We start from the raw sequence: 13,241 nt of genomic DNA, 5'->3' as shown, positions 1-13,241 counted from the left end.
TTAATTAAAAATGCAATCTTAGGGGGAAGCTGTGCGTATTGTTTTGTCTATTTTTCTGTTGTTGTTTCTTTGCCAAACAAACCTTAGTGCTAAAACAGTAATTGAAAAAAAGTCATTAGAATTAATTCCCGTTGAAAATTTCGCTGCCCGCCCAGAAATAAGCGCACCCAGACTTAATCCAGAAGGGTCGCGGTTATTAATTAGCCGTCATGATGCAGGCGTTAACACCATCGAAATTGGCGCCATTGATGTTGATGGGTATGCGGTCTCACATCGTATTTCGGTTCCAGACAATGTTTATCGGCATAGAGTATTTTGGGCAGATAATGATCGAGTTATCGTTCAATACACTTCATATTCCGGCTCACTACCTCTAATTGACGAAAAGCCGTCGATTGAAATTTTTGCAGTCGATTATAACGGCCAGAACCAATTAAAATTATTTGATATTCCCGCAGAACAGCCCTCGGAAAAGCAAAATAAGAAACGCAGAAAGCGAACTAAAAAGAAATCCGAGAGGGTGTATTTTCGTATCATTCACCTTTTGCCCAAAGAAGCAGACTTTGTTCTCTTGGAGCGTGTGATTGAAACTCCCAAAAAAGGGAATGACGATGAAGAAGATATTGTAACAGATATTTTTCGGCTCAATATTCGAACTGCTGCCCGCGAGGAAATAACACCAAAGCATGATATTGAAGGTGCTCAAATGTACACCTGGCTTGCTGATTATGATGGTAATATCCGGCTGGGTTACGGTGAGGACGCCGAAGAGAAGGCTATTATGCTGGTTCGAAGAAGCCCTGAAAGCCAGTGGAAGAGGCTTGATGATAATGAGCTTTTCGAAAAAGGTAAGTTCGACCCCATGTTTTTCGGTAAAGCAGACGATGAACTATATGTATCCAGTTCATATGCGACTGGTCGAACCGCAATTTATCAATTTGATATGAAACGTGGAAGACTTAAGAAGCCAATTTTTAATGATCCTAAAAAAGACGCTGCATTTCTCTATTATTCATTTGTCGGTGGCAAGGTTCTTGGAGTTGCTCACAATGACCAGGTCTTTGAACGCACAATTTACGACCCCGCTTTTGGCAGTATGATTGATACTATCCACGAAGTTACTGGAGATGTTGGCGAAATTTATATGGGCAGCCAAAGCCTAGATGAGCAGCGTTCGATTGTATTTGTTGAGGATAATAGAAGTCCCGGTACCATATGGTTTTATGACAATGTGGAGCAAAGAGGGTTTGAAATCGGTCCTATTAATTCTGCTATAGATAGTGAGCGAATGTCTTCTATGCAGCCAGTCGTCTATTCTGCTCGCGATGGTATTGATATTCCTGCTTATTTAAGCACCCCTGTCGACTACGAGGAAGGCGAGAAACGGCCGGCAATAGTCATGCCGCATGGCGGACCTTATGCGAGAGACTATCAAGGGTGGGATACTTGGGTACAGTTTCTAACAAATCGCGGGTATATTGTATTGCAGCCAAACTTTCGTGGGTCTACAGGCTTTGGTGGACGTTTCACTGCGCTCGGATACGGTGAATGGGGAGGTGACATGCAACAAGATGTTGCAGACGCTGCGAAATGGTTGGTCCGCAATGGCTATACACGTAAAGATACCATATGCGTGGTAGGGGGCAGCTACGGCGGTTATGCGGCGCTTATGGGTATTGTTAGTGATCCGGATAAGTTTAAATGTGCGGTCGCGTGGGCACCCGTGACAGATCTTAAGCTCATTCTTGAGCAGGATGACGCATATACCAAAAAAAGCTCATGGTATTGGCGTGTTACGGGTGGAAAGACGAAGAAAGAATTGCGCAAAATCTCTCCACGTTTTCAAGTGAAAAAGATTAACCAGCCTTTATTACTTATGCACGGGGTGGAGGATGATATTGTTTATATCGAGCAATCCCGACTTCTCGTGAAAGCACTTAAAAAAAATAAAAAAGAGAATTTTAAATATATCGAGATACCTGGTTTAGGCCACAGCCCTGAAACACCTGCGTCTCAGCGACAATTTCTCGAGGCTCTTGAAAGTTTTCTTACAGAACATAATCCGACAGCAAGTCTTCGCGCCAAGATCAATTAACCTGTCAATTGGGGGAATAAAATGAAACATATAATTGGAAGTTTGATTGTAACAGCATGTAGCCTGGGCATTTTGACTAACAATGTGGTTGCAGTTGCAGATGAAGAAAAGACATCGGAAAAAGACCACAAAATAATTCCTATAAATGCATTTGTAGCAGAATCGCTTGTTAATGATGTGCGGCTTTCACCTGATGGCAAGTCTATTGTCTATGTCATGAATACTAAAGGTGAAAGTTACTTGATGGTTGCGGATTTGACTGACAATGGCCTTGGGGCTCGTTCAGTTTTAATGAGTGTCAAAGGCAAGCTTAAGAAAACGCACCGCATTGGTGAAGTCTACTGGGCCAGTGACGACCGTTTGTTGATAAAGATGCATGTCAGAGCCAAAATTAAAGGAACTCGATATAAAGTCTGGGGCAGTGTTTTATATTCCTCAAGCCGTGACGGTAAGGATATTATTGAACTTCGTACCGATGGTTCAAAAGCTGGGCAAAGCATGCGTCATTTCAGTGCTGCTGACATTATTAATGTCTGGAGAGACGACCCAAATCATGTCTTGGTTAGTAAGCCACGCAACAAGAACTGGGCGCAAAATTATCAAAGGGGCGAAGTTTCCGACGTTTATAAATTGAATATTTATAACGGAGATATGCAGCTCTATATGAAATCGCCAAAAATTTCCGGCGTTAAGTTGAATGATTGGTTCTCAGATCAGGGGGGCAACATACGATTTGGTTATGGTGAGGACCGTAAAGGCAAAAGTGTTATGGTCATTCGAGGCGAAAATGATGAGGATTGGAAAAGACTTAGCGATAATGAGTTATTTGAAGAGGGAAAGTTCTCTCCGTTAATGTTTGGAAGTGGACCGAATGAATTTTATGTCCTGTCATCCCTGGCAACAGGCCGAGACGCCATTTTCAAGTTTGATATTTCCAGTGGAGAACTGGATGGCAAGATTTATGAGCATGATGAGGTTGATGTCTCTAGCCTTGTTTATTCTTATACAGATGCAAAACCACTGGCGGCCATCTATCATGATGGAAAACGTGAGAAAGTCTTTTTTGATAAAAAATATAAAGCAACCATAAAAGGTCTGGAAAAAGCACTCCAAACAGATGTCCTAATTATTTCAAGGAGTAGTGATGAAAAGAACATGATCGTTTTATCGCAAAGCGACCGTGAACCAGGATCTTTCTATCATTATAATGTTGATAAAAAGTCGTTAAGTTTCCTTGGTACCAAATTGCCTGACATTGAAATTAATGAGATGGCTGAAGTTAAGCCAATGTCCTTTATGGCGCGGGATGGTGTCCAAATTTCAGGTTATGTCACGTTACCTCTTAATTTTTCTGGGGAACCGCTGCCGACAATTATAATACCGCATGCTGACTCAACTGGTAGAGATTATTGGGGCTGGCAATATACTGCTCAGTTTCTTGCTAACCGAGGATATGTTGTTGTTCAGCCTAACTATCGGGGCTCTGCGGGCTACGGAGATAGATTTGCAAGCCTTGGACACGGTGAGTGGGGCGGTGATATGCAAAAAGATCTTGTAGATGCAGTGTATTGGGCGGTTGATGAAGGTTATGCGAAGGAAGATAGTGTTTGTATCTTAGGACGCCTTTATGGAGGATATGCAGCGTTAATGGGGGCGTCGATGGACCCTGATGCATATAGATGTGCGATATCATGGAGCGGCGTTAGTGATCTAAAACTCATGTTTAAAGATGATGGTGTGAAAGGGACAAAGTCAGCTTATTATAGACGAGTTGCAGGTGATAAAAAAAAGAAAGAGTTGAGTACACTTTCGCCGATACACTACACAGAAAATGTTAGTGCACCTATTTTGTTAATGCATGGTGAGGATGATACGTACCATTCGATTAAACAATCACAAAGGTTTGCCAAAGCGTTAAAGAAGGCTAAAAAGTCATTTGCTTATTACGAGTTCCCTGAGGTGAGACACAATCTAAACTCTGTGGCCCTTAGACGGAAATATCTTGAGATTGTGGAGCAATTCCTACTGAAAAACAATCCGACGGATACACTGTTATATATGGAAAAAGAAAAAATGTTGGGCAAAAGCCATAAGCCTACACAGGCTAATTAATTTGCCGGTGCATTGGATCGATTAAGATTTAGCTCAGACATGATATGCTGTATGTTTTGGGGGTGTTTATTCGCATGTTCTGTTGTAATGGGGATGCGTTATAATAAGCGAATGAATTATATTTTTAGCTGAGTAAACGTTCAGTTGGTAGGGTAATGATGATTGAGGTTCCTGATCCAAGGTTGCTTTCAATCTGAAGTTCTCCGCCGTGTAATTCAATGATTTGTTTGGATATTGGAAGTCCGAGGCCAGTTCCTTCGTGGCTTCGGCTTAGGCTGTTTTCCACCTGTTTGAATGGTTCAAGAACAACTGGAATCATATCTTTTTCGATACCAATACCAGTGTCCGAGATAACGAGAGTAAATGACCCAGTGTCGTTTTTGTATCCGTCAATGATAACTACGCCTAATCTTGGGGTAAATTTAATGGCGTTTGTTAATATATTGACCAGAACTTGCTTGAAGCGGCGGTCATCGACCATGAGTAGGAGATTTTGGCCTTGAAGCTTGTTTTCTACTGTAATGTTGGATTTTGACCTTCTTTCTTCCACCAGTATCAACGATTGTGCAACGATGTCAGCCATATTGCACTGTTTCTCGAAGAGCTGCATTTCCCCCGTTTCGATCTGGGATAAGTCCAGGATATCATTGATGACCGCAAGTAAATGGGTTCCCGCTAGAAAAATGTCATTTGCATATTCTGATACTTTTTGAGGGGTCAGTGATTTCGTTGTATGTTCCCGTATAAATTCCGAAAAACCGATGATCGCATTAAGAGGGGTTCTTAGCTCATGGCTCATGTTTGCTAAAAACATTGTTTTCGAAAGATTAGATATCTCTGCAGTTTGCTTCGCTTCGATTAGGTCTGTTTCAATCTGTTCGCGCCGCATAACCTCCCGTTTTAAGCTTTTATTGGTATGTTCCAATTTTTCAGTACGTTTGCGGATGGTTTGTTCCAGTGTCGAATAAAGTTTGAACAGTCGGTAGATAACAAAAATGGTATAGATAACCAGCAGGATATAGAGAATAGTGAGACCGTCTCTATACGAGTTTGATTTATCTAACAGTTCAGCATATTCAAATTGATATATCGTCATCAGGCTGGATATATGGCGCTGGTAATCATGATTGATGATTTGCCTTAACTTTTCATCAAGGTCAGGTTTTCTCTCAAGTAGTATTTCAGCATATTTGATAATTGCTAGGTTTTCTATGCCTTGGGCCGTCTGATTTATTTGTTGGTATGCTCTGTAAGCATCTTCAGCTTTAACTTGTTGATCGGCATCATAAAGAAAGAAAAACCTAACCGTTTCAGAAACGAGTTGTTCAAGGGCGACCGCTTCGCGCAGATTTCCTTGTTGAAGTAGCTCCTTGGAGCGCTGCCGTGCTGTTGTGGTTAAATAGATAAACGCGTTTTGTGCGACAGCAGCGTCAGAGCGTAAAATGTTTACAGCGGAGATAAACTCGATCAAGTCATCTTGGTGTGTTGCTAGTGCACTCCCAAACCTTGGAAAGCCTTTGGCCTCCTCATATTCTATAAGTAAGGAATTATGCTGCTGTTCTATTGCTCTCAGTGACGTCGTGATATCATCATGATGAATAGTAGAGTTGCTATTTATATTGAGCGCCCTAGAAACAATATCTGCCTGTAGCAATTCTAGCGCTGATAAGTCTCTAATGGTTTGATCGTAATCTTCATGAGCAATGGGCTGCTCGGACTGGGTTAAAAATAAGAACGCCAGAGAAAATAATATTATTATAATAATATGGAATCTTGCTCTTTTAATCATAGTTGACTTCTGGCATCTGCCCAGTGAGTGTGTGAAGAAAAGCAACAATATCCTGTGTTTCTTGTGCGCTAAGCGTTCGGCCTAATTGAATTTGTGCCATAATTTCTACGGCGCCTTCCAGTGTTGTTGCTCTGCCATCATGAAAATAGGGGGCCGTTAGTGCTACATTCCTGAGACTTGGAACCCGGAAAGTGTATTTATCTCTTTCGTTCCCGGTTAACAGAAATCTTCCTTGATCCCGTTCGTTTTGGATTGCTTCATTGGAGTATACACCAAACTGCATTAGCAATGTGCCACCAACATTTTTTCCATTATGGCAAGAGATACATCCTAGTGTTTTAAAACTTTGATAGCCTCTTAGTTCTTGCGCTGATAAGGCCTCGTCGTCACCTTTGAGCCATTGATCAAACGGCGCATTTAGCGAAACGAGACTTCGTTGATATTCATTCACAGCGTCGCGCACATTATCAACAGAAATAGCGTCTGAATAAATGACTTTAAACTTATCGGGATAGGATGGGTGTTTTTTAAGCCTTTCGAGCAAGGTATCCCAATCCATCGCCATGGTTTTCGGGTTCATTAATGCCCGGTCCATGGACTTATCAAGGAGATGCATATTACCACGCCAAAAAACATAGTAATTAAATTCTAAGTTCAAGATTGTTGGTGAATTATAGAGCGACTCCTGATTTCCGTACCCATAGGAAAAGGCCTCTTTATCGGCACCACCTTTAGCAATGTCATGGCAGCTTGCACAGGATCGTTTCTGGTCACGAGACAATAAGGGGTCATGGAACAGCTTTTCACCAAGGCTAACTTTACGATTGTCCAAGCCTTCGACAGCAAATAATGGAAGTATAGGTTCGTTTCTCGTTGAGGTATTGGGGGCAGGGCTTTGGGCGAGCGTTGGGCCTGAAACGGCACAGCAAAGAAGCAGCCTTGCAATTATTATATGAAAATAACGCGACATGCGGAATATTCCTTTAACCCAATTTATCGGATAGTATTCAAGGTCGATTGAATATCTTTTATGTTTCAAGAGTTAAAATATACATAATAGTTACCAAGAAAAATAAGAGATAACTTTGTCCTTTAGTGCTCAATACATTCTAAATAATAACATAAGATACAGTGTTTGTTTATTTTATTGTCTCTTAATTTGATGGGGTAAAATTATTTAGCCCAACTTTGATAGCGATAGGTGCGATATAGATAATTTCTACTAAGGCTGATTTCTCAAACTTTCGATTTCAAATACGTTCAATTTCCTCTTTAAGGATTAAAAAAGGGAGGTAAGTACCTCCCTTTTTCATCTTAGCTTTGAGTCTGAATTTCCCTACTCAGCAGACCAATTCGGTATTCGGCCCGGCGTCCACGGCGTCAAACGATCTTCAAGTTCGTTTTCCAGTTTTTCGATTTCACTTCTGATAGCTTTTAACTCTTGAAGTGCCGGAGCAAATGCCTCTGCCGCTAAATCATAGGCCCGAGCGTGGGTTGATGTAATCGCAGAGAAAGAGCCCCAGTGGCCACCGATAATCGAGTTTACCCGTTGACTGATAGACCAAGGCGCTGGTTCATTAAAACGCGACTGAACAAGGCGACCAGTCAGCTTCTGCCGTAAGTCGAGCATTCTGGTGTGAAGGCTATCTATGCGAGCTCGCATGTCTCCATCAAGGCTAGGCGTCAATAGTATTGCCCTCTTAATATACTGAATGCGTTCAGCCATTTCACCATGTGCACGAACGGCCGCGCTTACAGCGCGTTGGAGACGTGCGGTTTTTAATTCAAAATCTTGAACTGTTTTTAGGTTATCGGCTTCAAATGTACCTTCGTATAATCGTCCAATCTTGAATGATTGCGGTGTGCTCAGATCGGTTACTGCACCTTTATGTCGTTTCGATAAAGATACGGTATAGTCACCCGGTAGAGCAAATGGCCCGCGCGGTGCTGGCCCAAAGGGTCCAGCTTGTGGATCATTAAGTGAAATCGGGGTTGAAAGCGGTAAATGCATATCCCACGTGACACGATGGAAACCTTTGCTTGTTGGACCAGTGATCCGGCGAACCACATTTCCATCCCGATCTTTAATCGTTAGAATAATGGTTGGTTTTTCTTCGCGTGACTCTGCTTCAAGTGCATCCCAACTTGGATATGGGGTGTCCTCGCCTTTTTTAATTTTGTCTTTTTCCGCTTTTTGGCGATCCTGTTTTGCGGTTGTTAGCCCTTCGCTTAAATAATAGGTGAAGGTAACACCGTAAGGCGGGTTATCAGCAGAATAGAAACCCGCACCCTGGAAGCCTTTACGGCCAACACCCCAGCTACGACGTTCAATGTAGATTTGGCCGTCTTCAGCAGGCAAGAGCGTTGCATCAGTTGTCGCGAGGTCGCTGCCATTTGACCTGAGTGGTGAGTAATCGTCCAGAATATAAATTCCGCGGCCAAATGTACCCACGATCAAATCGTTTTCACGGCGTTGAATATCCAAATCACGAACAGAAATTGTTGGCATGTCACCTTTCATTTGTTTCCAGTTTTGTCCGCCGTCCTGGCTTACGAAAACACCAAACTCTGTGCCTGCAAACAATAGGCTGGGGTCTATGTGGTCTTCAACAATTGTGTGCGCTTGTCCGCGCTCCGGGAGGCCTTTGGTTATTACCTTCCATGATCTGCCATTGTTGGTTGATTTGGCGATGTAAGGTTTAAAATCACCAACCTTGTGAAGGTCAACAACAACATAAAGCGTGTCTACGTCGTGTCGTGACGCCAATACTTCGTGAACCAAACCTTGATCAGGAATACCTTTGATGCTCTCGATCTTGCGCCAGTTAGTGCCGCCGTCTTCGGTGATGTGCACGAGGCCGTCATCGGTTCCTGCAATCAGTTTTCCTTCTTTCAGTGGGCTTTCATCCACGGCAACCAAACTACCATAAAGTGAAGTCGAAGCATTTTTTGCAATACTATCGGCGCTCCACACACGGCCCATTATCTCTATCGCATTACGGTCTAACCCTCTGGAAAGGTCGCCCGAAATTGCACGCCAAGTATTACCCCGGTCATCAGACCTGAATAGTTTCTCTGCACCATAATATAATGTCGCAGGGTTATGAGGTGAGATCAAAAGTGGTGTGTTCCAGTTCCATCTGAGTTGATCTTCTTCATTTTCAGGTTGTGGAGCGATATAAACGATTTCGCCAGTTTTCTTGTCAAATCGTGCCAAGCCACCATATTGGAACTCGGCATAAACTGTATCTGGGTTCGTTGGGTCAACACGAGGTTGGAAACCATCGCCAAAAATTGTGATGTACCAGTCTGCATTGGTGATACCATGCTGACTAACGGTTTGGGACGGTGCACCATAAGTCGCATTATCCTGCGTCCCACCATAAACATGATAAAACGGCTCTGCGTTATCTGCTGTTACGCGGTAGAACTGTGCGAGTGGCAGGTTATCAATAAAGCGCCAGTTCGCCCCCTTGTCATGGCTTTCGTATACCCCGCCATCACCGCCGATATAGATATGATTTGAATTATCAGGGTCAATCCAGATTGCATGATCATCAACATGTCTGTGTGCAACACCAAGACGTGAGAAGCTTTTCCCGCCATCCTCGGAAATACGACTGAATGTATCGACAGCATAAATTCGGTCCGCGTTTGAGGGGTCAACAAAAATCTCGTTATAATATTGAGGGCTGGATGTTCCATAACCAGATCGTTTTTCCCAGCTTTCGCCGTAATCGGTTGAACGGTAAAGACCGCGCGCTGAACCTTTGCCTTCAATAAGAGCATAGACCATTCCTGGTACGGACGGCGCTGTCGCAAGGCCGATACGCCCAACCTCTGCGGATGGTAGGCCCCTTGTCACTTTTTTCCAGCTTTTGCCACCATCTGTTGATTTGTGGATGGCAGATCCTGGCCCGCCATTGATCAGTGTCCATACGCGGCGTTGGCGTTGATATGATGATGCAATCAGAATATCAGGATTATCTTGATCCATGACAACCTCATTGATGCCTGTATGTTCATCAATATCGAGAACACGTTCCCATGAAGTGCCTCCATCCGTTGTTTTATAGAGGCCACGTTCACCGCCTGAGTTCCATAGTGGCCCTTGAGCCGCAACAAAAACAGTATTGCTATCGCGTGGATCGATTAGGATGGAACCAATATGCTCTGAGGTTTTCAGTCCCATGTGTTTCCATGTTTTGCCGCCATCAAGTGATTTATAAACACCGTCACCGTACGCCACAGAACGCTGTGAGTTATTTTCACCGGTTCCAACCCATACGATATTGGGGTTTTTTGGGTCGAGCGTTACAACACCGATTGAAAATGAGGCTTGGCCGTCGAAAATCGATTTCCAGGTGTTGCCATTGTTTGTTGTCTTCCATAGACCGCCAGATGCAGTACCTACATAAAAGGTTGATTTATCATCAGGATGAAAGGCAAAATCCGCGATACGGCCAGAGGTGACAGCCGGCCCTAAGGACCGAAATTTGAGCCCATTTAATGAAATATCATCTTGGGCATAAGCCCCGGATATAATGAATGTGAATATGGCAAAAATTGCCACAAATAGCCGACCAGCCATCTGACTTGCTCCCTAATGGTGTTAAAATCAATGGGTATAAAAGACCCCGCCCACTTCAAATCTGTTATACCATAACTGTGGACGCTTAGGGTGTAAAGCGTGACTGTAGCGAGTGCATTAGAAGTTGATAGCTGATTTTACGCAACTGTTGTCAGGTAACGCTCATATGTATCTAGGCGAGTTAACTTGATTTGTCCTTCGGTATCCAAAATGACTAAATCAGGTTGTGCTACACCATTAAAATGATGACATTGAACGAGCGTGTACGCCGTTTGGTCTATAAAGGTAATAGTATCCCCAACATTAAGTTCTGTTGGAAAGCTATAGTCACCAATTACATCACCTGTAAGGCAGGTGTTTCCGCCCAGTATATACGTGTGAGTATCGCGGTCCCGACCAAACGTTCCTTCTTCTATTTCCACATTATAATCAGGGCTTTCCATCACATCAGGCATATGATTTTTAGCGCTGACATTCAAAATTGCGATTGGAACTTGGTTTTGAATGATCGATAAAACACGTGCTTTCAAAACGCCTACGCCAGCGTAAACATGTTCACTGGGTTCTATGTACACTTCAATATCGTAGGTTGACTTCAGATATTTCACAATGGAGCCCAACAGGTCATAATTATACCCGTCACGGCAAACTAAATGCCCGCCACCCATGTTTATGCGTTTGATCTTGTGGAGTAAATTTGGATAATTTGCTTCTAAGGTTTCAACGCAACGCTTGAGGTCTTCTGCACCCTGAGAGCAGAGTGCATGAAAGTGAATACCCGTAACTCCAAATTTTTCGATATCGTCCGCCTGAAATTCCGCGGCTGTTATACCAAATCTGGCGAACGGTTTGTTTGGATTGTATCCATCAAACACGTCTGTTTCCATATCGGTATGTTCAAGGTTTAGGCGAATATCAATCTTGATATCGTCAGGAACACGGCTTGCAAACCGCCGTAAATCCTGATGTGAATTAAAAACAATGTGGCTGCTGTGCTTTATGATTTCGTCAAATGTATCGTCGTCATATGCGGGGCAGTAGGTATGAATTTCACCATCATAATTTTCTGCCGAAGATCTTGCCTCGTTAAGCGATGAGGCGGCAACTCCGTCAAGATATTTACTAACAAGTTCAGAAGAATGGATCGGATTATAGCCTTTTAGCGCCAAGAGGATTTTCAATCCGCAAGTTTCCTTAAACGCATATAATTCCTGAAGGTTCTTTTCAAACCGGGCTTCATCGAAAATATGCGTTGGCCTTTTTGGGGCTAAGAGGTCTGTCACAATGAAACCTTTGTATCGTTATCGAGAAAACTCTCTACTTCCAGGCCGTAGACATCAGATAGTTTTGTAAACAGCTCAAAATTCAGGTTTGGTAAATTTTCCGGCACAAAGACACCTGCACCGTCAAACTGTAGCATAGCATCCATGAACAGGCATGCAGGCACTCCGGTACTCCAGGCGACGGCTCCTGTTTTTGTATCTTCATAACAGTTTTCATGTAGCATGCGCCAAACACTGATCAATGTATCACTATTCTTGTCGGCGCCTGTCGTCTCGACACGCATACCGGCAGGGCCCTTTACAAGGGGGGCAACATCACGTGGATGCGGCATCAAAGAGGCCAGAAAACGAATTGGGATGATCTCACCGCCTTGCCCGTCAGAAACGGGATCAATGCCCATAAGGCCAAGGTCTCTAAACAACTTGAAATATTTGATATAATCGTCCCCGAAGCTCATATAATTATAGATGTCTTTGATATGGGGGAACACCATATTGATGGTTTCTTGCTCTTCGTGGTAAATAGTATTGAACCCAACATTTGTTGTATCATTAATCTTGAGCGGATCATTCATGTGGAAACGCTCTGAGAAGGCAGGAACCTCAATCCATTCGCCGCCGCGAAGGAATTTTGCCGGGTTATCAAGTTCTTTCAGGTTGTCTTCGGCAGCAAAATTTGTTGCCCATGGGTATTTGTTTTGAGAGCCACCATTGTAATCAAAAATCTTAACGCTTTCGCACGGACGGTGTTCATCGTGGAACCGCGTCAGCAGATTTGTAATGCCTGGAGAGCCGCCAGCGCCCAGAATGGCCTTAAGGCCTTGACTTTCAAATTTAGGCGCAAGCGCAAGCTGCTCTTTGTAACTAAAGCCCTTGGTATTTAATTCCTCAAAACACGCTGTGTCCACATAGTGGCATCCTGTATCGAGGGCAATTTGCATCAAAATCATATCGAGATAAGGTGACCCAAGATTAAAAAGCACTTGTGGAATTGAGCCAGCAGTTGAAGCGATGAGGCTGGTTAGGGTTTCTGCATCACTATAAATGTCGATTTGCTTAAAGCCAATATGAGCGGCGCCTAGGTCATTTGAGATATTCTCTGCGAGAAGGTTAAGACCACCTGACCGGTTTGAGGCAACAACAGTGATCGATTGGTTCGGGTATAGTTTTACGAGTTTGTAAAGAGCCGCTTTAGCGACTTCACCTGTGCCAATAATGTAAATAGTGCCATTGGTTAATTCGGTCAGTGTCATTTATCTTGTCCTTTTGCGTGCTGTCAGCACCCTTAAAAACTTTATCTGATGATGGGTTTGGTCCACTTGCTCAGAATTCATATGATTTGGCGGTGTTATTATACTTTTTCAATGCGAT

7 protein-coding genes are annotated in these 13,241 nt (G+C 43.3%); 2 read left to right on the top strand and 5 right to left on the bottom strand.

The window, feature by feature from the left end:
- Nucleotides 1–31: 31 nt before the first annotated feature.
- Together KFF44_RS13215 and KFF44_RS13210 are read left to right on the top strand one after the other, a co-directional pair.
- The gene (locus tag KFF44_RS13215) at nucleotides 32–2,095 is read left to right on the top strand and encodes a S9 family peptidase (RefSeq protein WP_255934939.1); all 2,064 of its coding nucleotides are present in this window, start codon (nucleotides 32–34) and stop codon (nucleotides 2,093–2,095) included.
- A 21-nt stretch (nucleotides 2,096–2,116) separates the two neighbouring features.
- Entirely contained in the window at nucleotides 2,117–4,207 is a 2,091-nt protein-coding gene (locus tag KFF44_RS13210) for a S9 family peptidase (protein ID WP_255934938.1), read from the top strand.
- Nucleotides 4,208–4,331: 124 nt separating this feature from the next.
- Here the strand turns inward: KFF44_RS13210 and KFF44_RS13205 are convergent, their stop codons facing one another.
- The 5 genes from KFF44_RS13205 to KFF44_RS13185 all read right to left on the bottom strand — a co-directional run bounded on the left by KFF44_RS13205 (nucleotide 4,332) and on the right by KFF44_RS13185 (nucleotide 13,123).
- Nucleotides 4,332–5,996 (bottom strand): ATP-binding protein, encoded by a 1,665-nt coding sequence (locus KFF44_RS13205; protein ID WP_255934937.1) that lies wholly within the window; start codon nucleotides 5,994–5,996, stop codon nucleotides 4,332–4,334.
- Nucleotides 5,989–6,966 (bottom strand): cytochrome-c peroxidase, encoded by a 978-nt coding sequence (locus KFF44_RS13200; RefSeq protein ID WP_255934936.1) that lies wholly within the window; start codon nucleotides 6,964–6,966, stop codon nucleotides 5,989–5,991. Before KFF44_RS13200 ends, KFF44_RS13205 begins: the two co-directional genes overlap by 8 nt.
- A 366-nt stretch (nucleotides 6,967–7,332) precedes the next feature.
- Complete coding sequence (locus KFF44_RS13195) at nucleotides 7,333–10,587, bottom strand: glycosyl hydrolase (RefSeq protein WP_255934934.1); 3,255 nt, start codon at nucleotides 10,585–10,587, stop codon at nucleotides 7,333–7,335.
- A gap of 137 nt (nucleotides 10,588–10,724) precedes the next feature.
- Nucleotides 10,725–11,870, bottom strand: coding sequence for a hypothetical protein (locus tag KFF44_RS13190; RefSeq protein WP_255934932.1), 1,146 nt, complete (start codon nucleotides 11,868–11,870; stop codon nucleotides 10,725–10,727).
- Nucleotides 11,867–13,123, bottom strand: coding sequence for a saccharopine dehydrogenase family protein (locus KFF44_RS13185; RefSeq protein WP_255934930.1), 1,257 nt, complete (start codon nucleotides 13,121–13,123; stop codon nucleotides 11,867–11,869). The genes KFF44_RS13190 and KFF44_RS13185 overlap by 4 nt, the downstream gene beginning before the upstream one ends.
- Between the last annotated feature and the right edge of the window lie 118 nt (nucleotides 13,124–13,241).

This window comes from Kordiimonas sp. SCSIO 12610 (assembly GCF_024398015.1).
Classification (GTDB): Bacteria; Pseudomonadota; Alphaproteobacteria; order Sphingomonadales; family Kordiimonadaceae; genus CANLMI01.
Note: the sequence above shows the minus strand (reverse complement) of the source record. Positions and strands in the feature narration are given on the sequence as shown.